The 25,673-nt window shown below is 72.0% G+C and carries 21 protein-coding genes; 5 read left to right on the top strand and 16 right to left on the bottom strand.

What is annotated here, in order from left to right:
* Positions 1 to 34: 34 nt before the first annotated feature.
* Together ACWCPY_RS05850 and ACWCPY_RS05845 are read right to left on the bottom strand one after the other, a co-directional pair.
* Positions 35 to 187, bottom strand: coding sequence for a hypothetical protein (locus tag ACWCPY_RS05850; protein WP_451263080.1), 153 nt, complete (start codon positions 185 to 187; stop codon positions 35 to 37).
* A 135-nt stretch (positions 188 to 322) separates the two neighbouring features.
* Complete coding sequence (locus ACWCPY_RS05845; RefSeq protein WP_451263079.1) at positions 323 to 1,054, bottom strand: 2OG-Fe(II) oxygenase; 732 nt, start codon at positions 1,052 to 1,054, stop codon at positions 323 to 325.
* Between the two features lie 240 nt (positions 1,055 to 1,294).
* On the opposite strand from ACWCPY_RS05845, the gene ACWCPY_RS05840 reads away from it, so the two are divergent.
* Positions 1,295 to 2,296 (top strand): Acg family FMN-binding oxidoreductase, encoded by a 1,002-nt coding sequence (locus ACWCPY_RS05840; protein WP_451263078.1) that lies wholly within the window; start codon positions 1,295 to 1,297, stop codon positions 2,294 to 2,296.
* Positions 2,297 to 2,472: 176 nt separating this feature from the next.
* Here the strand turns inward: ACWCPY_RS05840 and ACWCPY_RS05835 are convergent, their stop codons facing one another.
* Together ACWCPY_RS05835 and ACWCPY_RS05830 are read right to left on the bottom strand one after the other, a co-directional pair.
* On the bottom strand, positions 2,473 to 3,258 hold the full coding sequence (locus ACWCPY_RS05835) for a hypothetical protein (protein ID WP_451263077.1): 786 nt from the start codon (positions 3,256 to 3,258) through the stop codon (positions 2,473 to 2,475).
* A 174-nt stretch (positions 3,259 to 3,432) separates the two neighbouring features.
* On the bottom strand, positions 3,433 to 4,140 hold the full coding sequence (locus tag ACWCPY_RS05830; protein ID WP_451263076.1) for a TetR/AcrR family transcriptional regulator: 708 nt from the start codon (positions 4,138 to 4,140) through the stop codon (positions 3,433 to 3,435).
* Positions 4,141 to 4,351: 211 nt separating this feature from the next.
* On the opposite strand from ACWCPY_RS05830, the gene ACWCPY_RS05825 reads away from it, so the two are divergent.
* Positions 4,352 to 5,995 carry an amidohydrolase gene (locus ACWCPY_RS05825; RefSeq protein ID WP_451263075.1) on the top strand — a complete coding sequence of 548 codons (1,644 nt, stop codon included), beginning with the start codon at positions 4,352 to 4,354 and terminating at the stop codon, positions 5,993 to 5,995.
* A 66-nt stretch (positions 5,996 to 6,061) separates the two neighbouring features.
* Here the strand turns inward: ACWCPY_RS05825 and ACWCPY_RS05820 are convergent, their stop codons facing one another.
* Positions 6,062 to 7,684 carry an amidohydrolase gene (locus ACWCPY_RS05820; RefSeq protein WP_451263074.1) on the bottom strand — a complete coding sequence of 541 codons (1,623 nt, stop codon included), beginning with the start codon at positions 7,682 to 7,684 and terminating at the stop codon, positions 6,062 to 6,064.
* Between the two features lie 708 nt (positions 7,685 to 8,392).
* Between ACWCPY_RS05820 and ACWCPY_RS05815 the strand changes: the two genes are divergently transcribed.
* Positions 8,393 to 8,548, top strand: a complete 156-nt coding sequence (locus ACWCPY_RS05815) for a hypothetical protein (RefSeq protein WP_177328295.1) — start codon at positions 8,393 to 8,395, stop codon at positions 8,546 to 8,548.
* An 87-nt stretch (positions 8,549 to 8,635) separates the two neighbouring features.
* Here ACWCPY_RS05815 and ACWCPY_RS05810 read toward each other — a convergent pair whose 3' ends face one another.
* Both ACWCPY_RS05810 and ACWCPY_RS05805 read right to left on the bottom strand, forming a co-directional pair.
* Entirely contained in the window at positions 8,636 to 9,697 is a 1,062-nt protein-coding gene (locus tag ACWCPY_RS05810) for a CU044_5270 family protein (RefSeq protein ID WP_451263073.1), read from the bottom strand.
* Positions 9,694 to 10,365 carry an RNA polymerase sigma factor gene (locus tag ACWCPY_RS05805; RefSeq protein ID WP_451263072.1) on the bottom strand — a complete coding sequence of 224 codons (672 nt, stop codon included), beginning with the start codon at positions 10,363 to 10,365 and terminating at the stop codon, positions 9,694 to 9,696. The genes ACWCPY_RS05810 and ACWCPY_RS05805 overlap by 4 nt, the downstream gene beginning before the upstream one ends.
* 143 nt (positions 10,366 to 10,508) lie before the next feature.
* Here ACWCPY_RS05805 and ACWCPY_RS05800 point away from each other — a divergent pair, with 143 nt between their 5' ends.
* Positions 10,509 to 12,074, top strand: coding sequence for a serine protease (locus ACWCPY_RS05800; RefSeq protein ID WP_451263071.1), 1,566 nt, complete (start codon positions 10,509 to 10,511; stop codon positions 12,072 to 12,074).
* 162 nt (positions 12,075 to 12,236) lie between these two features.
* Positions 12,237 to 13,271 (top strand): metallophosphoesterase family protein, encoded by a 1,035-nt coding sequence (locus tag ACWCPY_RS05795; protein ID WP_451263070.1) that lies wholly within the window; start codon positions 12,237 to 12,239, stop codon positions 13,269 to 13,271.
* 86 nt (positions 13,272 to 13,357) lie between these two features.
* Here ACWCPY_RS05795 and ACWCPY_RS05790 read toward each other — a convergent pair whose 3' ends face one another.
* The 9 genes from ACWCPY_RS05790 to ACWCPY_RS05750 form a co-directional block, all read right to left on the bottom strand.
* Positions 13,358 to 14,314 (bottom strand): ABC transporter substrate-binding protein, encoded by a 957-nt coding sequence (locus tag ACWCPY_RS05790; protein ID WP_451263068.1) that lies wholly within the window; start codon positions 14,312 to 14,314, stop codon positions 13,358 to 13,360.
* The gene (locus tag ACWCPY_RS05785; RefSeq protein ID WP_451263067.1) at positions 14,307 to 16,247 is read right to left on the bottom strand and encodes an ABC transporter permease; all 1,941 of its coding nucleotides are present in this window, start codon (positions 16,245 to 16,247) and stop codon (positions 14,307 to 14,309) included. Before ACWCPY_RS05785 ends, ACWCPY_RS05790 begins: the two co-directional genes overlap by 8 nt.
* A 94-nt stretch (positions 16,248 to 16,341) precedes the next feature.
* Positions 16,342 to 17,427 carry a quaternary amine ABC transporter ATP-binding protein gene (locus ACWCPY_RS05780; protein ID WP_451263066.1) on the bottom strand — a complete coding sequence of 362 codons (1,086 nt, stop codon included), beginning with the start codon at positions 17,425 to 17,427 and terminating at the stop codon, positions 16,342 to 16,344.
* Positions 17,427 to 18,962 carry a GMC family oxidoreductase gene (locus ACWCPY_RS05775; RefSeq protein ID WP_451263065.1) on the bottom strand — a complete coding sequence of 512 codons (1,536 nt, stop codon included), beginning with the start codon at positions 18,960 to 18,962 and terminating at the stop codon, positions 17,427 to 17,429. The genes ACWCPY_RS05780 and ACWCPY_RS05775 overlap by 1 nt, the downstream gene beginning before the upstream one ends.
* Before the next feature lie 196 nt (positions 18,963 to 19,158).
* Complete coding sequence (locus ACWCPY_RS05770; protein ID WP_451263064.1) at positions 19,159 to 20,646, bottom strand: aldehyde dehydrogenase family protein; 1,488 nt, start codon at positions 20,644 to 20,646, stop codon at positions 19,159 to 19,161.
* 337 nt (positions 20,647 to 20,983) lie between these two features.
* Complete coding sequence (locus ACWCPY_RS05765; RefSeq protein ID WP_451263063.1) at positions 20,984 to 21,625, bottom strand: SGNH/GDSL hydrolase family protein; 642 nt, start codon at positions 21,623 to 21,625, stop codon at positions 20,984 to 20,986.
* 39 nt (positions 21,626 to 21,664) lie between these two features.
* Positions 21,665 to 22,516 carry a sugar phosphate isomerase/epimerase family protein gene (locus ACWCPY_RS05760; RefSeq protein WP_451263062.1) on the bottom strand — a complete coding sequence of 284 codons (852 nt, stop codon included), beginning with the start codon at positions 22,514 to 22,516 and terminating at the stop codon, positions 21,665 to 21,667.
* A 112-nt stretch (positions 22,517 to 22,628) separates the two neighbouring features.
* Complete coding sequence (locus ACWCPY_RS05755) at positions 22,629 to 24,056, bottom strand: chondroitinase-B domain-containing protein (protein WP_451263061.1); 1,428 nt, start codon at positions 24,054 to 24,056, stop codon at positions 22,629 to 22,631.
* A gap of 131 nt (positions 24,057 to 24,187) precedes the next feature.
* Positions 24,188 to 25,618: a polysaccharide lyase 6 family protein gene (locus tag ACWCPY_RS05750; protein ID WP_451263060.1), complete on the bottom strand. Its 1,431-nt coding sequence runs from the start codon at positions 25,616 to 25,618 to the stop codon at positions 24,188 to 24,190.
* Positions 25,619 to 25,673: the final 55 nt, after the last annotated feature.

The raw sequence follows: 25,673 nt of genomic DNA, 5'->3' as shown, positions 1-25,673 counted from the left end.
CGTCCCGGTCCCGGCCGCCGGTTCCGTCGCCTGCTCAGCCGGTGAGCCCGGCGACGAACTCCTGCGCGACGGCCGCCGGGGCCCGGGGATGGAGCACCTCGGTGCGGTGGACCAGGCGGGGCGAGGAGAGCCGGAATCCGGCCGTGCCCGGCAGCGCGACGGCGAGGGAAAGGGGCGGGGCCGCCACCCCGTGACCTGCGGCGACGAGCCTCCCGAGGCCACGACGCCTATGCCACGAGCCCGCTCGCACCGGCTCCGGACGCCGCGCTGACCGCCGCCCGCACCGACGTGCCGCTCGCCGGGCGTCGTCCATGAGCGTCCTTCACCGGGCATCGTGGAAGACGAGACCGAGAGTGCGGCGCCGACCGGAGCGCACGGTGCTGACGCCGTGCCGCATGGGCGCCTTCGACCAGCCGCGCCTACTCGCGACCGGCCTGTCACGGGTGGTGAAGACCAGCCCGTGGCCCTGGAGCAGAGTGGTGGCCGACCCACGCGACTGTGCGCGGGGGCGCTGTTCGGTCATCAGGAACTCGCCCCCGGTGTAGTCGGTGCCGGGGACATCGAGTCCGATGACGACCTGGAGCGGGAAGAGCATGTCACCGAACACGTCGCGGTGCAGGGCGTTCCAGTCGCCGGCACCGTAACGCAGCAGGATCTGGGCGGACTTGGACTGACCCGCCGCGTGGCACATGGCGAGCCACTCGTCCAGTTCGTCGGGCCACGGCGCGGATGTGCCGAGCTTCGCGGACCAGTCACGGGCGATGTGCAGCAGGTGCGGGTAGAACGCCGCACGCAACTCCCTTACCACTGCGGGCAGATCATGGGTGAAGTAGCGGTACTGGCCGGAGCCGAACCGGTGTCGGGCCATGTCGACGGTGGAGCGGAAGCGCTCGGTCTCGTCGTACAGAGCGGCGGTCTCCCGGCACTGGGCGGGGGTGAGCAGCCGCCCCGTCGACGCGCTGCCGTATACGGCGAGCTCGTCCGTCAGGGCGGTCCAGTCGGTGGCGTCGACCAGGTCGCGCACGGTTCCGGCCGGGGGTGTCGTGCCGATCATGGGGCTGGTTCCTGATTCCTGGTTCCGGGTCCTGGCTCTTGTGATCGATGCTTGCCGTTCCCGGGCATCGGATCCGGCGCTATTCGGACATTGCGCTGTGCGGAGGCGTATTCTGCTGCCCATTCGGCCGTAAGGGAGGCCCACCCGCCCCTGCGACCGGCGACCGGATCCGTCACGCCCGGTCCTGCCGGACGTGCGACCGTGGAAGGACACCGTGCGTTCCGATGCGGGAGGTGCCGGATGCCTGTACGGCCGCTCGACGGGACGACGCTGGAGGAACTGGTCGCCGATGCCACCGCCGCCCCGTCCATGCACAACGCTCAGCCCTGGCGGTTCCGGTACCGGCCCGCCGGCAGGACTCTCACGCTCCGGGCGGAGTTCGAGCGTGAGATGCCCGAGGCCGATCCCTCCACTCGCGCCCTGCATCTGGGGTGCGGTGCGGCACTGCTGAATCTGCGGGTGTCGGCCGCGTACCGGGGCCTCGATGCGGTGACCGCGCTGATTCCGGTTCCCGTCGATCCCGGCGTCGTGGCGACGGTCCGCCTGGAGGAGCGCTCCGGAGACCCCGTGCAGCCCACGGATGCGGGCCTCGCCGCTCTGTACCCCGCGATCCGGCGCCGTCACACCAGCCGGTATCCGTTCGACGACCGGCCGATCCCCGATGACGTCCGCGCGCTCCTCGCCGGGGCGGCCGGTGCCGAGGGGGCCGATTTCGCGTTTCTGCCGCCGAAGCACCTGGAGCGTGTGCTCGTACTGATCCGGAACGCCGAGGATTTCGACCTGCACGACCCGGCGCGGGAGGCGGAGCAGCGCTACTGGACCCGGAACACGCGGGAGGAAGCACCGGTCGACGGCGTCCCGGACTACGCCTTCGGCCCCACCGACGCGTCGGACAGAGCGCTCAACCGGGACTTCGCGGGCACGGACATCATCCCGGACCGGCCTCGCGTCCGGTTCGAGGACCGGCCGCAGCTCGCCCTGCTCCGCACCACGCGCGACCGCCCGGCCGACTGGCTGCGAGCCGGTCAGGCCCTGGAACGTGTCCTGCTCACCGCCGTACTGCACGGACTCGTCGCCTCCTTCGCGACCCAGCCCCTCGAATGGCCGGAGCTCCGGCACCTCCTGCGCGATCCGGCCCTGGGCACGGGGCACCCGCAGATGATCGTGCGTCTCGGATACGGGCCCGACGGGCCGGGTACGCCGCGCCGCCCCGTGGCCGAGGTGCTGACGATCGAGCCCTGACCGCGAGCCGGCTCGCACAGGCCGCGCAGGAGGCCCGCGGGGCCGGGGGTTTCCGCACCGCCCAGGTGGTGGACGCCGGTCCGCCGTGGCCGGCACCGCTCTGCGTCCCCGGACCGGCCGAGGCCGGTGGCGTCGGCCGGTCCGTCGGCGGGCCGGTCCCCCGGCCCGCCGCGCAATCACTTCACCGCGACTGCGTCACCGGTCGAGACGACCTTCATGGTCGTGTTCGTACCGAGGAACGCCCAGCGCCAACTGCCCGAAGCGACGGCCTTCACCGTCGCGCGCAGGTGGCCCTTGCTGTCCGTGGTCGCGGTCTTCACCGTGCTGTACCTGCCGCCCGGCTTCTTGTACTGAAGCTTCACCACCTGCTTGGTGAACGCGTGGTACTTCAGGTCCGTCCAGTTGGCCCGTGACAGCTTTCCGGTGACGGTGAGCGTGCCCCCCTTCCGCACGGGCTCGGGCGCGGCGTCGGTGGTCAGGGTCGCGGCGCGCTTCACCTTGAACGTGGCGATGCCGTCCGAGATCCAGTAGTCCCCGTCATTGGCGTGGACCGTGGCATCGACCCGCCAGTCGCCCGCGACCGCATTGGCATCCCAGCCCTTGTTGCCGCTTCCGTAGAAGTCGATCCACGACGGGTCGATCTGCATCGTCGCGGTGCACACGGAGGTCGTCGCGCTGGTCTTCCTGCATGTCGTACCGAGGTGGTCCACCGGTCCGTAGCCATTGGTCCGGTTGAACGCGGACACCGAGCTGACCTTCTTCACCCCCGAGTCGTCCTTGATCGTCATGGTGATCAGGAATCGCTTGACGTTCTGGATCCCGACGATCACGTTGCCGCCGTCATTCACGACGGTCCTGGTGACCCGGATGTCACCGCGCCCCTCCGCGTGTGCGGCCGGCGCCACCATGACGGCTGCGGCGACCGCTCCCACCGCGGCGAGCGCGGCGATTCTTCTGTCCATGTCCCACCCCTGTTGCGTCCCGCCTCGTGGCGGGATGGAACAGGTTAACGATCGCCGCCGCCGCGGGAACCAACACGCTCCGCCTGACCCACCTCGGACAGCACCCCGACAGCACCGGCGCACCCGGGTCATGTGCCATCGACCGGATCGGCGTACGGCGACCCGCCTGACGACTCAGGCCGGGTTCGAGGGGGCGCGGGCGGCGATGGCGTCCAGCATCAGGTCCAGCGCGAAACGGAAGTTGGCGTCGTCCTCCACCGAGGCCAAGTAGGGTGCCGCCGCCGCGATACGGGGGTGGGTGGCGGCGGGCACGGCCGCGTACTCGCCGGACCACGCGGACTCGTCGCCGCGGCGGGTGTGCGCGTCGAGCGTGCAGTACGTGGCGCCCATGCACGACCAGGCCAGAACGGAGTCCACCAGCGCACGGTAGTGGCGCACCGCCTCCTCGGGCGGAAATCCGGCGCCGGACAGCGCGGTGAGGGTCATCTCGATGACCCTCATCTCGGCCGGTCGCCGCGTGATGCGTACCGTGGCGAGCACGGCGGCCCGCGGGTGCGAGAGATAGACCTTGTGGATGCGGATGAACAGGCCGCGCAGCGTCTGCCGCCAGTCGTCGGAGGGTTCGAACCCTTCGAGGCCCTCCTCCAGCAGATGGTCCGCCACCGCGAGCAGCAGATCGTCCTTGTTGCGGAAGTGCCGGTAGAGGGCCGTGGGGTCGGCGCCCAGCTGGGCGCCGATCCGGCGGAACGTCAGGGCTTCGGCACCCTCGGTGTCCATCAGTCCGAGGCACGCCTCCACGATCAGCCGAGGGCTGAGCGACGGCCGCGGACGGCCGGAGCCGGCGCGCTTCCCCGCGGCCCGTTTCCCCGTGTCTGACTCCACTGCGCACGCCCCTCGCTCCGGTCGGCCCCGGGCCCATTCTGCCGCCCGTCGCACCCCGGCGCGCCAAACCCCCGGCACGCGTGGGTCAACCTCGTTGTCATCGCCGTTGACTTTGCCTTCGCTCCCCTGCCACGCTGCCGCCACCCGCACCGCGCCCGGCACCGCGACCGCAGCCGCCCCGTCGAACCAGCACCGCAAGGAGTACCCCTCGATGAGCCACGCAGATCTCGTCTTCACCTCAGGCTCCGTGATCACCATGGATCGTTCGTGCACCGGCGCCACGGCTCTGGCGGTGACCGGGGAGCGGATCAGCGCGGTCGGCGGTGCGGAGGTGCGCGAGTTGATCGGCCCGGACACCCGGGTCGTCGACCTGGCGGGGCGGGCGCCGCTGCCGGGCTTCCAGGATGCCCATGTCCACGCCGTGTTCGGCGGCCTGGAGCTGGGAACGTGCGATCTGACGGGGACGACGGACCCGGCCGAGTACCGCCGCCGGATCGCGGAGTACGCGGCCGCCCACCCCGATCGGCCCTGGATCACCGGTGGCGGCTGGTCGATGGAGAGTTTCCCCGGCGGCCTGCCGAGCCGGCACATGCTCGACGAGATCGTGCCCGACCGGCCCGTGCTGCTGGTCAACCGGGACCATCACGGGGCCTGGGCCAACACCCTGGCACTGGAGCTGGCCGGTGTGACCGCCTCGACCGCGGACCCCTCGGACGGACGCGTCGAACGCGAAGCCGACGGTTCTCCGTCGGGCATGCTCCAGGAGGGCGCGGTCGAGCTCGTCGGGCGCGCCGCGCCCCGGCCCACCTCGGACGACCTGGTCGACGGTCTGCTGCGGGCCCAGCGGCTGCTGCACTCGTACGGCATCACCGCCTGGCAGGACGCCCTGCTCGGCGAGTACGGCGGGCACCCCGATGTCTCGGCCGCCTATTCCACAGCGGCCGGGCGCGGTCTGCTGACCGCCCGGGTCAACGGCTCCCTGTGGTGGGACAGGGACGCCGGCGCCGAGCAGATCCCCCGTCTCGTCGAGCGCCGCGAGGCCCTGCGCGAGGGCCGGTTCCGCGCCGGCACGGTCAAGATCATGCAGGACGGCATCGCCGAGAACCACACCGCCGCCATGACCGCCCCGTACAAGGACTCCTGCGGTTGCGCCACGGCCGATTCGGGCCTCAGTTTCGTCGACCCCGAGGCGCTGCGCGGGTACGTCGCCGAGCTCGACTCCCTGGACTTCCAGGTCCACTTCCACGCGCTGGGCGACCGGGCCGTCCGTGAGGCGCTCGACGCGGTCGAGTTCGCGCTGGAGACCAACGGGCCGCGCGGCAACCGCCACCACCTGGCTCACCTCCAGGTCGTGCACCCCGACGACGTGCCGCGCTTCGCGCGGCTCGGTGCGGTCGCCAACCTGCAGCCGCTGTGGGCGGCCCACGAACCGCAGATGGACGAGCTCACCATCCCGTTCCTCGGCGGCGAACTCGCCTCCTGGCAGTACCCGTTCGGCGACCTGCACCGCACCGGCGCGCCGCTGGCCGCCGGCAGCGACTGGCCCGTCAGCTCCGCCGACCCGCTGGAAGGCATCCATGTGGCGGTCAACCGGATCGTTCCCGGCGGGGACCGGCCGCCGTTCCTCCCCGCTCAGCGGCTCGACCTGACGACAGCCCTGCGCGCGTACACAGCGGGCTCCGCGTACGTCAACCGGCTCGACGACACCGGCGTTCTGCGGGCCGGCCACCTCGCGGACCTGATCGTTCTCGACCGCGACCCCTACGCCGTGGCCCCGGCCGAACTCGCTTCGCTGCGCATCGAGGCCACGTACGTCGGCGGTCAGCGCGTCTTCGGGGCCCCGGCCCAGGAGTGAGGAGAGAGCCGTGAGCGGGGGCGAGGGGCGAGGGCCGTCCGCCGGGATGCCTCGCCCCTCACTTCCTCACAGTGCGGTGTCGCGGTGGGTGGCGCGGCCGTCGACCACGGTGAACACGACGGGAAGACCGGCCAGATCGGCGGCGGGCGTGGTGAGCGGATTGTCCGCGAACACGGTGAGGTCCGCGCGGTGGCCGATGGCCAGGCGTCCCGCCTCGTGTTCCTCGCCCGCCGCGCAGGCCGGGTTGAGGGTCATGGCCTGGAGCGCTTCGAGGGCGGTGAGGGCCTGGTCGGGGCCGTGCGGGGGCTGGGTGAGGTCGCGGGTGGGGCGGCGGTGGCGTGCTCCGGCCATCACCGTGAGCGGGGGGTAGGGGGCGACGGGCCAGTCGGAGCCGAGGACGACGGCGGCGCCCGCGTCCCACAGGTCGCGGCAGCGCCAGGCGCGCGCGGCGCGCTCCTCGCCGAGCCGCCGGGACCAGTTGTCGGTGTGGTCGGCGCGGGTGAAGTCACAGCAGTGCGTGGGCTGCATGGATGCGATGACACCGAGTCCGGCGAAGCGGCGCACGGTGTCGTCGGGGACGGTTTCGATGTGCTCGATCCGGTGCCGGACTCCGCGGTACTCGTCGGTCGTCGCCTTCTCCACGGCGTCCAGGACATGGCGCACCGCCGCGTCGCCGATGGCGTGGGTGGCGGTGGGCACACCGGCCCGGTGGAACTCGCCGATGATCTCGGTGAAGGACACGGGGTCGGGCCAGAAGGAGTGGGTCGACTCGCCGTGGCAGTCGGGCCGCTCCAGCCAGGCGGTGCCGTTGTCGACGGTGCCGTCCATGAAGAGCTTGACGCCGGCCACCTCCCACAGCCGGCCGCCCGTGCCCTGCTGTGCGATCAGCTCCGACACGGTGCGGCTGTCGGCCCCGGGCCGGCACCAGGGGGCGACCCGCAGACGCAGCGGCAGTTCGCCCGCCTCTTCGAGCTCGGCGTACAGCGACAGGCTCTCGCCGTTGGCGTCCATGACGTGGCCGCCGGTGAGCCCGGAGGCGGCCACGTCGCGCAGCGCCGAGGCGAGGCGGGCGCGGCGCTCTGCGGGGTCGATCTGCGGTGCCGCCCGCTCGACGAGTTCGCAGGCGGCGTCCTCCAGCAGCAGCCCGGTGGGGCGGCCCGCCTCGTCGCACACGATCTCGGCGTTCTGCTCGAACCGGCGGGGCCCGTCGACACCGGCGAGTTCCAGCGCGCGGGGGCTGGCGAGCATGGAGTGGGCGTCGAAGAGCAGCAGGAGCGCCGGGACGCCGTCCAGTACCGGTCCGAGGGCGTCGGAGGCGACGGGCCGGTCGCCGAAGACGTTCGGGTCCAGGCCCCAGCCGTGCAGCCACGCCCCGGGCGCCGGCGAACGGACCTCCCGCGCCAGGGCCTGGCGTACCTCGTCGAGGGTGGTGCACCCGGACAGGTCCAGGCCTCGGGTGAGTTCGGCGCCCATGACGGGGTGGATGTGGCCGTCGACGAGCCCGGGTGTCACCACGGCGCCCTTGAGGTCGATCACCGTGGTCGCCGGGCCCGCGAGGGCGCGGATGCGCGCGTCGTCGTCGAGTGCGGAGATCCGGCCGCCGGACACGGCCAGGGCGGTCTGCGGGAGCAGCTTCCCGGTGACGACATCGAGGAGACGGGCGGAGAGAAGGACGAGGCCGGGGTGCACGGGCGGACTCCTTGAGGACGGGTCAGTGGGTGACGGAGAGGTGTGAGAGGCGTTCGACGGCGGCGTCCTGCACCCCGCCGGGCCTGCACCGAGGCGCTCCCCGATCCGGCGCAGGGTGATGCCCTGCAGCCCTTGACGTCATGGAACCGATATTATTGAGCGGCCGACCAATAGGCAACTACGTGGGTGGGCCCGCCCACCACGCGGAGGCGTACACGACTTCCACAATCCCCGGACAGATGCCCCTGATCCGCATCCGGCGTCCGACCAGGCCAAACGCATCGAGGCCCATGGCATCGACCACGTTCCCGAACGGGAACGTCATGGACGCCCCCGCGAGCTGTTCTCCGTCCGGGCCCCGGCGAACGTCAACGATCTCTGCCTGGTCATCGGCGGCGCGCTGTGGGCTGCGGTCCTCGGCGGCTTCGCCCTCATCGCCTCGGCCCGTTGTCGTTCAACAAGCTCATGGCGTCGGCGACCGGTCCCGCAGCGGCCGTCCGGTGTGTCAGCACTCGGCACCACGTGGGCCCGCCGGCGCGCGTGCGGCGGGCGGAACCGGGCTCGCGCCCCCGTCGGCATGGTGGTCGCCGCCGCCGTCCACGCGGTTCCGATGCGCCGCCGCCTTGCCGCGGCCGCCTCGCGGGCCGCCGGCCGGAGGTAAGCGATACGCTCGTTGTGTAGGCACGCGTTCCGATCGCGGAGGCTGCCATGAGGGAGAACATCGAGTACCCGACCCCGTCCCAGGCCGAGGGCGAGAGGCTGGACGAGGACCGGGATCCCGCAGATGAGCGACACCCCGCCACCATGCGCACCCAGCCGTCCCAGGCGGAGGGCGAGCGCCGCGCGGAGGACGAGGAGTCCTGAGACGGCCGGATTCCGTACGCCGTCCCTTCCGGCCGGCCGGCCGCACCGGTCGGCCGGCCGGGCCTCGGGGTCCCTGGCGCTCGACCGCTAGGGTGTCTCGCCCGCGCGGTCGACGGCGGCCGCGGTGAGGACCGCGGAGGTGCCGAGGACGGTTCCGGCCGGACCGGCGTCACCGGCTTCGGCGAGGACCGTGCGTTCCCCGAGGAACGCGTACGTGGTCCGGTCGAAGACCCACTGCGTCTGCCGCCCCTGTGCCGTACGGGCGACGGCGACGCCTTCGCGTCCCGCGGCGTCGCCGGCGGCGCGGACGACCGTGACCCCGGGGATCTTCGCGGCGGCCCGGTAGAGCGCGGCGCCGACCCTCGGTGGTGCCCAGGTCTCGGCCAGCAGGTCACCGATCGCGGTGAACGCCCGCTGGTCCGGGTCCTGGCCCTGTCCCCGGGTCTCGTCCCGGATCAGTTCCAGCAGGGCGTCGGGGTCGGTGGGCAGGGTCGCGACGTAGGTGTGGGTGGGGTTGCCGACCGACGGGCCCGAAGCGTGCAGGGTGCCGGGACGGGGCGTTGCCCCCGGGCCGTCGACCGTGCCGACCGGTCCGTCGGCGCCGAGCCGGGTGTCGGGCTCGCCCGCCTCGCGCAGCAGGCCGGGGCGGCTGCCGTCGGCGGAGAGCCACACCTGCCGTGTGTGCACGGGAGGCATCGTCACGGGGCCTCCCCCGGCGCTCTGCGCCGCGTAGGCGACCTTGCTCTCGATGTACACGAACTGATCGGCACGGACCGCCGTCCGCTGCTCGGTGGCGGCGGCGAGTGCGATGCGGTCGAGGAGGCGTGTCGCTTCGGTCGCACGGGAGGCGCCGCCGCCCGCGACCGTGGCGGGGCCCCGTCGGGGCGCGTCCGGGAGGTTCACCACCACGACGACGCCGGCCACCAGGGCGCAGACGACGACCGGTGCCAGGACCCGGAGCAATGGTCGGCGCGGGCGCGCGGGGCGGCGGGCCGGGCCGGCGGCCTCGGCCAGCAGTGCCCGCTTCAGCAGCAGTTCACGGTCGGGAGTCAGACCGGGGACCTGCGGCGGGGGCAGCAGACCGGTGAGGGCGAGGCGTTCGTTCTCCTCGGACGGGTGGTCCGTGGGGTGCCGCGGGGTGGCGTTCATCCGTGGTTCTCCTGGCGAAACGAGCGGGCCGCGGGGATGCGGCCCGGTGCGGGCTTGTCGGGGGTGGCACCGGCTTCGCCGCCCGCCTCCGTGGCCGGGCGACCGGCTTCGGACCGCCGGGAGCGCGCACGTGCGGACCGGGCCTCGGCGTCGGCGAGTTCACGCAGTCGGGTGCGGGCGCGGGACAGACGCGAGCGGACGGTGCCGACCGGTACGCCGAGTGCCTCGGCGGCGGCCGCGTACTCCAGGCCCTCCCACACCACGAGGGTGAAGACCTCCCGGTCGTGGCGGCGCAGCCGGGCAAGCGCGGTGTGGGCCGCGAGCAGTTGCTCGGAATTCGCGAGGTGTGTGACGAGGTCGTCGACGAAGTCCGGCACGGAGCCGCGTTCCGGGACGCGGGCGAGTGCGATGTCCCGGAGCCGGCGTGAGCGTGCGCTGCGGCGCATGATGTTGGTGGCGATGCCCAGCAGCCAGGGGCGCAGGCTGTCCCCCTCGGGGTGCAGCTTCTCCCGGCTGCGCCAGGCCTCCAGGAAGGTCGCCGAGACGACGTCCTCGGCCTCCGCCCAGTCGCCGGTCACGCGAAGGGCATAGCGGTACAGCACCTGGGAGTGCTCGTCGTACAGCTCTCCCAAGGCGCTGCGGTCCCCGCGGCGGAAGCGATTCCTCATGAGTGATTCCACACTCTGCTCTGCCACGTCCGTTGCGCAGGTTCCCGTGACGTGCACCACACGCGCTGCCCCGGATCCGTGACGTCTCGTCCGGTGTGACACGGCTCACGGGAACTCCGCGCCCCGGCGGAGCAGTGCAGGTCATGAACAATTCCTCCCTGCCCCGCCGCAGTGTGCTGCGGACCATGGCTGTCGCCGTGGCCGTGGTCGGCAGCGCGACGCCCGCTCTGGACACCGCCGCTTTCGCCGCGGAACCGCAGACCTACACCCTCACGATCAAGCACCTCGACCGCACCGGCCGGCCGACGGGTACGTACGAGACCACCGTGACGGGGATCTCCGGTGCGGGTGCCGACGAGGCCGTCCAGCCGTACGACGCCTCCGGCACCGTCACCGTTCGCCTGCCCAAGGGCCGTTATCTGCTGAGCAGTTCGCTGACCTCCGGCGACGGCGCGGGCGGCACGGACTGGATCGTTCAGCCGCGTCTGGACCTGGACCGCGACACCACCGTCACCGTCGACGCGCGGACCACCGCCCCCGTCGACGTGCGGCCGCCCGATCCCTCGGCGCGCTTCCTGCACAGCGCGATGGTCGTCGAGGTCGGGCACCAGGGCGCCGAACGGCTCGTCAACCTGATCTCCTCCACGGCGAATCTCCGCGTCGCCCACCTGGGCCCCGACGCCGAGGCCGGATCGGTGAAGCAGTGGTTCGACGCGTACTGGACGTCCGCGGGCGCCGACTACGGGCTCGGGTACATCTTCACCGGCACCCGCGCCCTCACCGGGCTCACCCGGCACCCCTGCGCCGAGGACCTCGCCACCGTGAAGGTCCTCGGCGGTGCCCGGCCGGGCACCGCGGGAACCGGCTCCGTCGACCTCCAGCCGAGTACCGGACTGACCGTCGGGGCCTCCCGGGCCCTGGTCACTCCCGGCACCGCCACCTATCTCGTAACCCCCGAACGCGGCGCCTGGGACATCACCTACATGGCTCCCCGCGCACCCGGCGCGGCGACGAACCGCTACTCCGCGGAGGACATCGTGGTGCGGGCCGGAAGCACCACCACCCACGTCTTCGACAACGCCGTCTTCGGCCCCGGCCTCACCGGCCGCCCCGCCGTCGTGCGCGACGGCGACAGGCTGACCCTGGACGTTCCACTGCTCATGGACGGCGGCGGCCATGTGCCGTCGTCGCCGCCGTACGCCACTGCCTCGACCACACTGCACCGCGACGGCGTGCTCGTGGGCACGCAGGCCGGTGCGCCCGGGCGGGCCGACTTCACCGTGCCGCCCGGGCAGGCGGCGTACCGGCTCACCAGCACGGTGAAGCGCACCGGTGCGCCCGGCGCCGCCACCCGTGTGACCGCTTCGTGGACCTTCGCCTCGGCAACGACCACCGGTCCGGCCCCGGTCCCGGTGAGCGCCGTTCGGTTCTCCCCCTCGCTCAGCCCCACCGGCACCGCCGCGGCCGGCGCGGCGCTCCGTGTCCCGGTCGCCGTGCAGGGCGCCGCCGCGAACGGGAACGTCCGCTCGCTGGCCGTGTCGGTCTCCGTGGACGGCGGCTCCTCGTGGACCCGGGTGCCGGTCGAGCGCGGCGCCGTCATCGTCCACAACCCCGGCGCGGGCACCGGCGTCTCGCTGCGCGCGGAACTGACCGACACCGGCGGACGCACCCTCACCCAGACCGTCGTCGACGCGTACCGCACGGAATGACTCCATCGCCGGAGGATCTTGACTGAGGCCCGTCAAGGGCTGACCATCGCCGGGCCGGACAGTTCAGGCCACGGCCATCCGCGGTATCCCATCGGGCCATCCTGAGCGGCGACACTCCCCGCGTCCCATTCGCACGGGGGCGCACAGACGAAGGAAGTACCGATGGATCGCAGATCGTTCATGGCCACCACAGGCACCGCGTCGCTGGTGGGCGGTGCGCTCGCCGCCGGCGCGGGGCTCACGGCGCCGGCGGCCGAGGCCGCCGAGCACCGGCCCGACAGGGGCCGGACGGTTCGGTTCAACATCATCAGTGACATCCAGGGCGATCTCGCCGACTTCGGCAAGGCCCTGGACGATCTGCACCGCATCAACCCCGACAGCGCCGGCCTCGGTATAGCCGGCGACATCACACCTCGCGGCTACGACTTCGAGTACGCGGCGGTCCGTCAGACCCTCGGCCGGCACCCGCACCCCAAGAACATCGCGTGGGCCATCGGCAACCACGAGTTCTACGTTCCGAAGTACAGCGACCCCAACACGCTCGCCCAGGCGACCTGGCCCAACGGCACCACCGAGGACTCCCTCTTCCGCAGCTTCTACAGCTTCGCGGAGCGCAACAAGGTGTACGCGGAGACGTCGTTCGGCAGCATCCCCGTGCTCAGCCTGGGCACCGAGCGCTACTCCCACTACCACGACGCGAAGCTGTGGGACGAGGTGTGGATCAGCGACGAGCAGTTCACGTGGCTGGAGGACCGGCTCGCGTACTGGGCGCGCCGCCGCAGGCCCGTCATGGTGCTGACCCACCACCCGCTGCCCAACACGGTGTCGGGCACGCACAACAAGCTCTACCTCAACGACTACCTCCAGCCCGACCGGCTGCTGTCGGTCCTGGGCCGCCACAAGGACGTGTTCCTCTTCTCCGGGCACACCCACTGGGACCTCAACCTGTCCGACTGGGTGGTGCGCCGGGTCGTCCCGGGCACCGGCAACCTCGAAGGGTTCACCGTGGTGAACACCTCGGCCGTCCAGGTGGGCTGGATGGACGACGGCAAGGGCGGCGAGGTCTCCCTCGGCGATGCGTTCAACCAGGGGCTCCAGGTCGAGGTCGGTCCCCACTCCGTCGTCATCAAGGCCCGTGACTTCACCACCGGAACCTGGCTCAAGCAGCTGACGGTTCCGCTGCACACCAGCACCTGATCCGGGCATCGGGCCCGACGCGCCGTTGGGCGGATGCCGGGCCGACGACCGGCCCGGCATCCGTCCGGGTGCCCGGAACCCGGTGCTCAGCGGGGCAGCCACGCCCGCCAGACGGACTCGTTCCTCCTCACCCACCGTTGCGCGGCTTCCTCGGGCGACAGCTTCTGATCGGCAATCATCAGCGCCACCTCGTTCTGTGCCCGTGTCGTCCAGCGGAACTTCTTCAGGAACTCGGCGGCCCCGCCGCCCCCGTCCGCGAACCGGGCGTTGAGGAACTTCCGCAGCGGAGTGTGCGGGTACGCGCACGCCACCTTCTCCGGGTCGGCGTCGCAACCCTCCGTGTACGCGGGCAGCTTCACCTCCGTCATCGGGACCTGCTCGAACAGCCACTGCGGCTTGTACCAGTAGGTGAGGAACGGCTTCTTCTCCTTGGCGAACTGCTTGATCTGCGTGATCTGCGCCGCCTCGGAGCCGGAGAACACCACCTGGTAGTCCAGGTCCAGATTCCGCACCAGTGCCTTGTCGTTGGTGACGTAGGAGGGCGAGCCGTCCAGGAGCTGGCCCTTGCCGCCGCTCTCCGCGGTGCGGAGCCGGCCGGCGTACTTGTCGAGGTTCTTCCAGTCCGTCACGTCCGGATTGGCCTCGGCGAAGTACTTCGGTACGAACCAGCCGATGTGGCCGGTCACCCCGAGTTCGCCGCCCGGCGCGATGGTCTTCTTGTCGGCGACGTACCGCTGTTCCTGCTCCGGGTGGCCCCAGTCCTCCAGGATCGCGTCGACGCGGCCCTGGCTGAGCGCGTCCCAGGCCGGGACCTCGTCGATCTGGACGGTGTCGACGCGGTATCCCAACTCGTGCTCCAGCAGGTATCCGGCGACGGCCGTGTTGGCCTGCGCGCCCACCCACGACTGGACGGAGAGGGTCACGGTCCTCGCGCCGTGCGCGTCGGCGTACGGGGACGACTGCTTGGTCATGTCCGCGGCACCGCAGCCCGTCAGGGCCAGCAGCCCGAACGCGGTGGCGGCGGCGATGGTGCGTCTACGCATTCCGGCTCTCCCTCCCGGCGGGCTGTGTGACCCGGTCCAGCATCAGCCCGAGGCATACGATCGCCGCGCCCGCGACGAGACCGGTCGCCAGGTCGCCCTGGGCCAGCCCGAACACCACCTCGTAGCCGAGCGCACCGCCGCCGACCAGGCCTCCGATGATGACGACGGCGAGGACGAGGACCACACCCTGATTGACGGCCAGCAGCAACGCCGGTCGTGCCAGGGGGAGTTGGACCTGTCGCAGCTGCTGCCAGCCTGTCGCCCCGAGCGAGCGGGACGACTCCAGCGCGACCGGGTCCACGGCACGCATGCCCTGTGTGGTGATGCGGACGACGGCGGGCAGCGCGTACACCACGGCCGCGGCGGTGGCGGGTGCCCGGCCGACACCGAACAGCGCGACCACCGGGATGAGGTACACGAACTGCGGCATCGTCTGGAAGACGTCGAGCACGGGCCGCAACAGCCGCTCCAGACGGGGGATGCGGGCCGCGGTGACACCGGTGGCGACTCCGGCGAGGAGTGTGACGGCGACCGCGGCCAGCACCTGCGAGAGGGTGTCCAGCGCCGGGTCCCACACCCCGAGCACCCCGATCGCGGCCATCGCGAGCACGGCGGTCAGCGCGGTGCGCCAGGTGCCGATGAGCTGCGCGACGAGCCCCACCAGGACCAGTACGGCCCACCACGGCAGCCATTGCAGGCCGTCGCGCACCGGGTCGAGGACCCAGGTGGTGAAGCGGGCGGCCCAGTCGGCGGTGCCGCCGATCACGGGGATCCCGGAGTACAGGTGCGCGGTCATCCAGTCGACGGCGCGGTTGACCGAATCCGCGATGTCCACCGTCCAGGCGTCCGGCCACGACAGCCGTCCGGTGAGGCGGCCGACGAGCGCGGCGGCGACCGTGCCGGCCGCCGCGACGGCCCGGCCGAGGCCGGTGCCCCGGGCGGGCCCGGCACCGATCCGCTCCCCCGCCGCGCCGGTGACACGGTCGAGGACGACGGCGAGCAGGACGACCGGCACACCGGCGGCGAGCGCCGCACCCACATCGACGGAGGCGAGGGCCTGGTACACCCGGTCACCGAGACCGCCCGCGCCGATCACGGACGCGATCACGGCCATCGAGAGCGCCATCATGATCGACTGGTTGACGCCGAGCAGGAGTTCCTTGCGGGCCAGCGGGAGCCGGGCGGTCAGCAGCCGCTGCCGGCCGGTCGCGCCGAGCGAGGCGGCGGCCTCCATCACCCCGGCGTCCGCGCCGCGCAGGCCGAGCGCGGTCAGCCGGGCCATGGGCGGGGCCGCGTAGACGACGGTGGCGAGCACCGCGGCCGGCACGCCGATGCCGAAGACCAGCACGACCGGGAGCAGATACGCGAAGGCGGGCAGCACCTGCATGGTGTCGAGCACCGGGCGCAGTGACCGGTGCACACGGTCGGAGAGTCCGGCGGCGAGCCCGAGCGCCGCGCCGAGCAGCACGGACGCGGCCACGGCGACGGCCATCAGCGCGAGGGTCTGCATGGTGGGGACCCACATGCCGAGCAGCCCGCACACGGCGAACGCGGCGACGGCGGTGAGCGCAGGGCGGAGGCCTGCGAGGCGCCAGGCGACGAGGCCGGCCCCGGCCGTGACCCCCGCCCAGCCTGCGGCGAGGAGCACCAGGTAGACGGCGCGCACGGAGAGCACCACGGCGTTGCTGATGTGGCCGAAGAAGTACAGGAAGAGCGGGTGGCTGTCCCGGTTGTCGATGATCCAGTCGCTGGCGTCGCCGAGCGGCCCGGACAGGTCGACGCCGAGGCGTGCGGGCCAGCCGCCGCCGTCCAGGAGTACGGCGCCCAGGAGGAGCGCGACGAGGGCCGTGCCCGCGACGAGTGCGCTGCGGTGCCGGGCGACGACGGCGGTCAGCGGTGCGCCGGTCCCGGCGGGGGTGGCGGTGGTGCTCATCGGGTCCGCCTCCCCGTCGTGTCCGCCGCACGCGCGGTCGCGGCCGCGCGCGCGGGGCGCGGGCCCGGCGGGCCCCAGGTGGTGTGCGCGGGCATCAGGCCGCCTCCTTCCGCGGGGCGATTCCCGCGACCACGCCGAGCAGGTCCGCGTGGCCGACCACGCCCAGGCAGTGGCCGTCCTCGACGACGCGGGCGGTCCCGCCGCTGCGGACGACGGCCTCGATGGCCTCGTGGACCGTCGCGTCGGGAGCCAGCGCCGGCCCGTTGTCCGTCTCGGCGGTCCCGGCCGGGCGCATCGCCGAGCGCACGGTCATGACCTGTTCGCGCGGCACGTCGCGGACGAAGTCGCGTACGTAGTCGTCCGCGGGCGCGCCCACGATCTCCTCGGGTGTGCCGAGCTGCACGATCCGGCCGTCCCGCATCAGCGCGATCCGGTCGCCGAGTTTCAGCGCCTCCCCGAGGTCGTGCGTGATGAAGACCATCGTGCGGCCCTCCTCGCCGTGCAGCCGTACGACTTCCTCCTGCATGTCGCGTCTGATCAATGGGTCCAGTGCGCTGAACGGCTCGTCGAACAGCAGCACTTCGGGGTCCACGGCCAGGGCCCGGGCCAGCCCGACCCGTTGTTGCTGGCCGCCGGAGAGCTGGGCGGGCCGGCGGTGCTCCATGCCTTCGAGGCCGACCTTGGTGACGAACTCCGCTGCCCGTTCCCGCCGTTCGGCGCGCGCTACTCCCTGGATCTCCAGTCCGTACGCGACGTTGTCCAGGACCGTCCGGTGCGGCAGCAGCCCGAAGTGCTGGAAGACCATCGCGGCCCGGTGGCGGCGCAGCCGGCGCAGCCGGGAGGCGTCCATCGACAGCACGTCCTCGCCGTCGATCGCGATCGAGCCTGAGGTGGGCTCGATCAGCCGGGTCAGGCAGCGCACCAGCGTCGACTTCCCGGAGCCGGACAGACCCATGACGACGAAGACCTCCCCCTTGCGGACGTCGAACGAGACATCGCGCACGGCAGCGGTACAGCCGGTTCGTTCACGCAGGGCGGCCGTGCCGAGCGCGGCGAGATCCGGATCCGCCGGCACGCGGCCGGCCTTCGGGCCGAAGACCTTCCACAGCTCGCGTACGGAGAACACGGGCGGCCCGGAAGGAACGGACTGCCCGGACAGGACGGGCGGCTCGGTGGTCATCAGGCGTTGCCTCCCAGCAGGTCCACGCATTTCTCCCCGATCATCAGCACGCCGATCATCGGATTGACGGTCGTCATCGTCGGGAAGACGGAGGCGTCGGCGATCCGGATGCCGTCCAGGCCACGGATCCTCAGATCGGGTGACACCACGGCGAGTTCGTCGTCAGCGGCGCCCATCCGGCAGGTCCCGGCCGGGTGGTAGACGGTGTGCGCGACCTTGCGCGCGTACTCGCCGAGCTCCTCGTCGGAGGTGAGCTCCGGCCCCGGACAGACCTCGCGCCCGAGCCAGCCGGCGAGCGGTTCCTGGGCCGCGATGCGGCGGGCGATGCGGATGCCGTCGACGAGGGTGCGGCCGTCGTAGTCGTCCTCGTCGGTGAAGTACCGGAAGTCGAGGGCGGGCTTGACCTCGGGGTCGGCGCTGGTCAGATACAGGCGTCCGCGACTGCGCGGCTTGGGGATGTTGGGGGTCATCGACACTCCGTGCGGCGGCCGCCGATAGCCCAGCCGTTCGGGGTTGTCGGTGAACGGGATCTGGTAGAAGTGGAACATCAGGTCCGGCCCGTCGGCCTCCGGGTCCCTGCGTACGAACAGACCCGCGTCGCTGTCCATCGCGGAGTTCTCCGGAATCGGCCCGTCGGTCTCCCAGACGATGACCGACTCGGGGTGGTCGAGGAGGTTCTCGCCGACGCCCGGCAGGTCGTGCACGACGGGGATGCCCAGCTTCTCCAGATCGGCGCGGGGCCCGATGCCGGAGTGCAGCAGCAGCCGGGGCGTGTCCACGGCGCCCGCGCACACCAGCACCTCGCGCCGGGCCCGTACGAGGTGTTCCGCGCCGTCCTCGGTGCGCACCCGCACACCGGTGGCCCTGGTCCCTTCCAGCTCAAGTCCGAACGCCCAGGTCTCCAGGGCGATATGGAGGTTGGGCCGGTCCAGGAACGGGTGCAGATACGCCACGGAGGCCGAGGAGCGCTTGTTGTTCTCCGGGTGGTAGGCGAGGTCGAAGAAACCGACGCCCTCGTGGAACGGCCGCTTGTTGAAACCCTCGACGCGCGGCACGCCCAGCGCGGCCTGTGCGGCGTCGACGAAGTCGCGGGCGATGGCGTTCCGGTCGGCCTCGCCGACGGGAACGATGTTGTTGCGGAGCCTGGCGAAGTACGGGTCCATCGACGCCGCGTCCCATCCCTCGGCGCCCGCGTCGGCCCACTCGTCCCAGTCGGCCGGCAGGGGCTTGAAGGCGATGAGGGTGTTGTGGGACGAACAGCCGCCGAGCACCCGGGCGCGGCTGTGGCGGATGTGCGAGTTGCCGCGCGGCTGCTCGGTCGTCGGGTAGTCGTAGTCCAGTTCACCGCCGAGGAGGCCCATCCAGCGGCGCAGGGTGAGGACGTCGTCCCGTCCGACATCGGTGGGGCCGCCCTCGATGACGGCGACGGTGGTGTCCGGGTTCTCGGTGAGCCGGGAGGCGATCACCGATCCGGCGGTGCCGCCGCCGATGACGACGTAGTCGTAGACGTAGTCGTAGACGTGGTTCTCGGTCATGTGCTCGTTTCCCTCTGCTCCGTTGGGCGCGGTTGCTTCGGTTGCGTGCGTTGCTTCGATCGTGCGGGGTGCGCCTGTTCGCCGGATCGCACCGGTTGCCCGCCTGGTGTCCGTCGCGTCTGTCGCGTCTGTCGCGTCCCATGCCCGTGCGCCTCGCGTCACGTGCGGCATGTGCGTGGCGTCTGTCGCCCGCGTCTCAGCCCGCGAACCAGCGCACGGGGCGCGGAGCGAGGTTCTGGTAGATGTGCTTGGCCTCGCGGTACTCGGCGAGTCCGGTGGGGCCCAGTTCGCGGCCGATGCCGGACTTCCCGAAGCCACCCCATTCGGCCTGCGGGAGGTAGGGGTGGAAGTCGTTGATCCAGACGGTGCCGTGGCGCAACCGTCCCGCGACGCGCCGGGCGCGGCCCGCGTCGGCGGTCCACACGGCGCCCGCGAGCCCGTACTCGGTGTCGTTGGCGAGGGTGACGGCCTCGTCCTCGGTGCGGAAGGTCTCTACGGTCAGCACGGGGCCGAAGACCTCCTCGCGGACGACGCGCATCCGGCGGTCGCACCGGTCGAGGACGGTGGGGCGGTAGAAGTAGCCGGGTCCCTCGGGCCGTGAGCCACCTGCCCGGAGCACGGCGCCCTCCGCGAGGGCGGATGCGACGAAGTCCTCGGTCTTCGCGAGCTGTTGTGCGGAGACGAGCGGCCCGCACTCGACGCCCGGGTCGGTGCCGCGGCCGAGGCGGATCCTCCCGGCGCGGCGGGCGAGTTCGGCGACGAAACGCTCGCGCAGCGGCTCCTCGACGATGAGGCGGGAACCGGCGGAACAGACCTGGCCGCTGTGGATGAAGGCGGCGTTGAGCGCCTGGTCGACGGCGGTGTCGAAGCCCGCGTCGGTGGCGCAGACGTCGGCGAAGACGATGTTGGGGTTCTTCCCGCCGAGTTCGAGGGCGACCTTCTTGACGGTGTCGGCGGCGGCGCGGGCCACCTTCGTACCACTGGCCAGACCGCCGGTGAACGACACGAGATCGACGTCCGGGTGTTCGGCGAGACGGGCGCCGACGGTGTCACCGGCACCGGTGACGATGTTGGCGACGCCCTGGGGCAGTCCGGCCTCCATCAGGAGTCCGATCAGCGCGACCGTGGTGAGCGGGGTGATCTCACTGGGCTTGACCACGAAGGTGTTACCGGCGGCGAGCGCCGGGGCGATCTTCCAACTTGCCTGGAGCAGTGGATAGTTCCATGGGGTGATGAGCGCGCACACGCCCACCGGCTCGTGGACGACGACGCTGTGGATCTCGTCGGACCCCGCGTCGACGACGCGTCCGCCGCTCTCGTTCATGACGAGGTCGGCGAAGTAGACGAAGGCGTCGCGCACACAGTCCACGTCGACGCGCCCCTCTTCGAGGGTCTTGCCCGCGTCCTGGCTCTCCAGGACGCCGATCCTCTCCCGGTCCCGCTCCAGCAGTGCCGCGACGCGGCGCAGCAGCGCGGCCCGCTCCGCAACGGGTGTACGCGGCCAGGAGCCGTCGTCGAAGGCGGCCCGCGCCGCGGCGACGGCGTCATCGGTGTCGGTGACGCCGCCCTCTGACACCACGGCGAAGACGTCTGCGTCGGCGGGGTCGATGATCTCGCGCGTGGCACCGGAGACGGCCGAACGCCACTCCCCGCCCACGTGGATGGTCTGCTGTGCTGCCGACACGTCGTATTTGGCCCTTCGGTTCCGGTTCGCTCTGCGCGCCGGTCACACCCCGGCGAGCTGGCCGCCTGCCCCGGGTCCGAAGAACCATGCCCTGATCACGACGGAAAGTGACCCGCCTCACGCCGCTTCGTGGGGCCGCGCCACCGTACGACCCGGATCCGCGCAGCCGCGGGTGAACCGCGCCGATGCCCGCGTGTCCCGGCCGGGCCCTGCCGTCGCACCCGGCCGTCCCCGGAATTCGGCCGGCGCGGCATCGCGGCCGCCCGGATGCTCCTGGTCACACCGCGCACGCCGGAACACGGCCTGCCGCATCGATGTTCAGGTGGACCTCCCCCTGCTACTCCCCGAACAGGCGCGAGTCCACGGCGGCGAGCCAGGCGTCGGCGATGATCCGGTGGCCGAGGGGGGTCGGATGGACCCCGTCCCGGGCCAGCTCCGCGGCTTCCTTCGTCTCCGCGGCGCGGCGCAGTGCGAGGTCCGCGCGGACCACCGTGGCTCCGTTGGCCGCCGCGGCGCGCAGGACCGCTTCGGTACGGGGCGTCAGGTCCTCGAACCAGCTTTCCTGATCCGGGGTGACCGGAAGCAGGAAGGGGGTGATGACGACCAGTCGAGCGGACAGCTTCCGCACGGTGTCCGCGAGGAGGCCGTCCAGGCATGCCTCGAACCTGTCGACGGGGCTGGCGAGTTGGCTGTCGTAGAGCCGCCAGGTGTCGTTGATGCCGATCTTGACGGTGACCACGTCGGGCCGGTGGTCGATGACGTCGGTGGTCCAGCGGGCTTCGAGATCGTACACGCGGTTGCCGCTGATGCCCCGGTTGATGACAGCGGGGACGGGTCCGTCGCCCGCCCTGGCACGCAGGGTCCGGGCGATCTCGTTGACGTAGCCGCCGCCGAGCGACGCGGAGTCACCGCGGTCGCGGCCCGCGTCGGTGATGGAGTCACCGACGAAGAGGAGTGTGCCGGTTTCCTTGATGTGCATGTGTGCCGTCCTGATGTCGGGTGTCGGTAGGGGCGCCGCTCAGCGCTGAGCCGCGACGCGCCGCAGCGTACCGGCCTCGCGAGAGAGCACGGCCGGGTCGTCGCCGGGCACGAACTCCAGGAGCGCGTCCATGGGGACGCGCCGTTCGTCCAGGAGGCCGAAGACCCGGGCCCACAGGGCCTCGCGGTCTTCCAGCCGAAGTCGGTGGTTGCCCGGCCACCAGGAGAAGACGTGCACCGCGCTGACCCGGTCGACCAGCGCGGTGAGGCCCGCCAGTGCCTCCTCGTCGGGAGCGTCCTGCGGTGGCTGCCAGTAGGTACGGAGGTTGTCCGCGCCCACCTCGTCCAGCAGTCGGACGGTCGATTCGACAGTGTCGGTGAGGGTCTTCGAGTGGAACTCCAGCGCGAGCTCCAGCCCGTGGTCGGCGGCGGTCCGGGCCGCCTCCCGCAGGCGGGCGACGGTCCCGCTCCGCTCCTCGGGTGTGGCGTCCCGCGAGCCGGCTCCGCCCGCCCAGACCCGCACCCGCGGCGCCCCGAGGAGCACCGCGGCGCGGGCGATCGCGGGGAACCCGGCGGCCTCGTCCGGTGTGGCGCGGAAGTATGAACCGTACGAGCAGCAGGTGAGCCCGTGTCCGTCCGAGGCCTCGCGGGCCACGCGGACGGCGTCAGGGTCCCCCGGCGGCGCGTGCACGTCCGCTCCCCACTCGACCGCCTCCAGGCCCGCGTCGGCGGCGCGGCGTGCGAGTTCGGGCGCGGGCAGCCGCCGGAAGGTGACCGAGCACAGCCCCGGCCTGATCACGGGCGTACCCGGCCCGGCCGGTGGACCGCCCGGAGCGCCGTCCACCGTGCCGCGCCCCCGCTCCTCGCGGTCCTGGCTCTCCCTGCCTGTCACGGCGTTTCCTTCCTCCGGCCGTCCTGCGGCGGCTCTTCCTCCGCCCGTGCCGGGCGGTTTCGGTCCGCCCGCCCGGGCGAGCGGGCGGGCGGACCGGATCAGCGGTGAGTTCTCACGATGCGTTCGGGCCCACGTCCGCGGTCGTGAGGGGGCGACGGAGCGCGGCCGCGGTCGCGTACTCGTCGGCGCCGATGTCGCGCGTGCTGCCCCGCGAATCGCCGTCGATGTCGTCGGTCACGCCCGGGTCGGGCAGCGTGGCCGCGCCGATCGCCGGGCTGCCGGCGGACAGCCGGGCCACACCGTCCGTGCCCGTCACCAGTTTCGGGTCCACACGGGTGTAACCACCGGACGGGATGTTGCCGTTGGACGCCGCACCCCACAGGATGTTGCTCTGCCAGGTGAAGTCGGTGGTCGTCCCCATCGCGACCAGGCTTCCCGAGTCACCGACGAGCAGGTTGTCGGCGATGACCACGTCCCGGGGCTCGTACGCCCGGCTCTCGCCCGAGAGCATGCTGGAGTTTCCGAACAGGGTGTTGTGCACGATCACCGCGCGGTCGCAGGCGTCGTTGCCCCGCCGCTCGTCCTGCGTCTCGCCCGAGTTGTGGTCGCGGGTGGTGCCGCTGCCGACGACCAGGGCCCGCTTCGAGAGTCCAGCGAGGTAGTTGTTGACGATCAGATGGTCGTTGCCGTAGAGCCGCACTCCCTCCTCTCCACCGATCAGGTAGTTGCTCTCCACCCGGGAGCGGTTGCCGTGGCGGAGCACGATCCCGCCGCGGCTGTTGCGGATGGTGTTGTACCGGATGATGTTGTCGGAGGACTTCACCGAGATGGCCTCGGGGTCGCCGTTGGCACGCTCGAACAGGTTGTACTCCACGACCGCGTGGGCGGCGGACAGCGCCCGCCCGCTGACGCCGAGGCGGATCGACTCACCGCCGTTGTCCCCGGCGAAGGAGTGGTCGGAGAAGTAGTTCCGGAAGATGTGGATGTTCTGGGCCATGTCGGTCGAGCCGGGGCCGTCGACGACGAGGAAGATGCCGGTGGTGGTCTTGTCGTGGAAGTGGTTCCGGTCGATCTTCGTGTCGTTCGCCCGCACGACGAGCCAGTACGGGTCGCCGGCGTCCGCGTGCTGGAAGTCGTTGCGGGTCAGCCGGATCGACGAACAGTTCGCCGGGATCTCCATCGTGGTGCTCTGCCGGAAGGCGAAGCCACTGACGGTGATGTTGCTCGAATCGGCGAAGACGAAGCTGCGCTCGCCCTTGAGCACCACGCCGCCGCGGGTCTTGGACACGATGGTGATCGGCGCGGCGCTGGTGCCGTTCTTGCCGGAGACGTTGATCGCACCCCCCGACGGGACGGTGTATGTGCCGTCGGCCATGATGATCCGGTCGCCGGGTGCGGCGCTGTTGATCGCGCTCTGGAGTGCGGCCAGGGTGCTGACCGGTGTGTCGGCCGCCGAAGCGTCGACCGACATCGAGGTGCTGAGGGGCACAGCGGCGAGTGCTGCCACCGCGGTGCCCCTGAGGAACGTGCGTCGTTGCATGATGCCTCCTGTGGCGACAAGTACGTGACGGGCCGGTCCGTACAGCCCCCGCGCTGGACGTCGCCGGCCGACCGGTGATGGTGGGGACAGCCGGTGGCGGACCGGGCCGGCTGTCCCGTTCGGGCGGGTGGTCAGCGGGCGTGCGGACCGACGTCGGCCGGGGTCAGCGGCCGGTGCCTGGGTGCCCGTTTCGCGTACTCGTCGGCGCCCACGTCCTGGTGCCGGCCGCGCGGGTCCCCGTCGATGTCGTGGGTGACCGGTGACCGCCTCAGTGTGCCCGCGCCGATCGCCGGGCTGTCAGCGGCCAGCCGGGCCACCCCGTCCGGGCCCGTGACCAGCTTCGGGTCGACGCGGGTGCAGCCGTCGGCGGGGATGTTGCCGTCGGCGGCGGCACCCCACAGGATGTTGCCGGACCAGGTGAACCGTACGGTGTTCGCCATCGCGACCAGCTCGCCCGAGTCCCCGACGAACAGATTGTCCGCGACGGTCACATCGCGCGGCTCGTGGGGGCGCTGGCTCTCGCCGGAGAGTGTGCCCTTGTTGTTCACCAGGGTGTTGTGGGCGATGAGGACCCGGTCGGGTGCGTCGTTGCCGCGGCGCGCTTCGGGTGTCTCGCCGGGCAGGTGGTCGCGCTCCGAACCGCTGCCGATCACCAGGGCCCGGCCGGACAGACCCGCGAGGTGGTTGTTGACGATCACATGGTCGTTGCCGTAGATCCGTACGCCTTCCGTGCCGGCGACGAGATGGTTGGCCTCCACCCGGTTGCGGTTGCCGTGCCTCAGGACGATCCCGCCGAGGCTGTCGCGGATGGTGTTGTGCCGGATGATGTTGTCCGAGCTCTTGACGGAGATGGCCTCGGGGTCGCCGTTGGCGCGCTCGAACAGGTTGTGCTCCACGACCGCGTGGGCGCTGGACAGTGCCCGGGGGCTCACGCCGAGCCGGATCGGCTCCCCGCCGTTGTCCCCGGCGAAGGTGTGGTCGGAGAAGTAGTTCCTGAACACATGGACGCGCTGTGCCATCTCCTCCGTACCCGCGCCCTCGATGCCGAGGTAGATGCCGAGCGTGGACTTGCCGTGGAAGTGGTTGTGGTCGACCTTGCTGTCGTCCGCGCGCACCATCACCCAGTGCAGGCCCTCGATGTCGGCGAGCTGGAAGTCGTTGCGGGTCAGCCTGATGTGCGAGCAGTTCGGCGGGATGTCCAGGGTGCTGCTCTGGCGGAAGGAGAAGCCGCTGATGGTGATGTGGCTGGACGCGTCGAGGACGAAGCTCTGTTCACCGTCGAGGACGACGCCGCCGGGGGTCCGGGCGACGACGGTGATGGGCGCGCGCTCGGTTCCCTGCTTGTTCCGGATGGTCAGGGGGCGGCCCGACGGGACGGTGTATCCGCCGTCGGCCACGACGATGCGGTCGCCCGGTCGTGCCCGGTCGATCGCGGCCTGGAGCTCGTCCAGCGAGCCGACGGTGGCCGGGGCCGTCGCGCTCGCGGTCGGCAGACCGCCGGTGGGGACGACGGTCAGCGCCGCCCCTGCCGCGGTGGCCATGAGGAACGTGCGGCGTTGCATGATGCCTCCGTGAGTGTGGTGGTGGATCGTGGGCCGGGCCCGTCCGGCGGTCGGC

The sequence above is a fragment of the Streptomyces sp. NPDC002403 genome (assembly GCF_053593015.1).
This window is presented reverse-complemented; position numbering and strand designations above follow the sequence as displayed.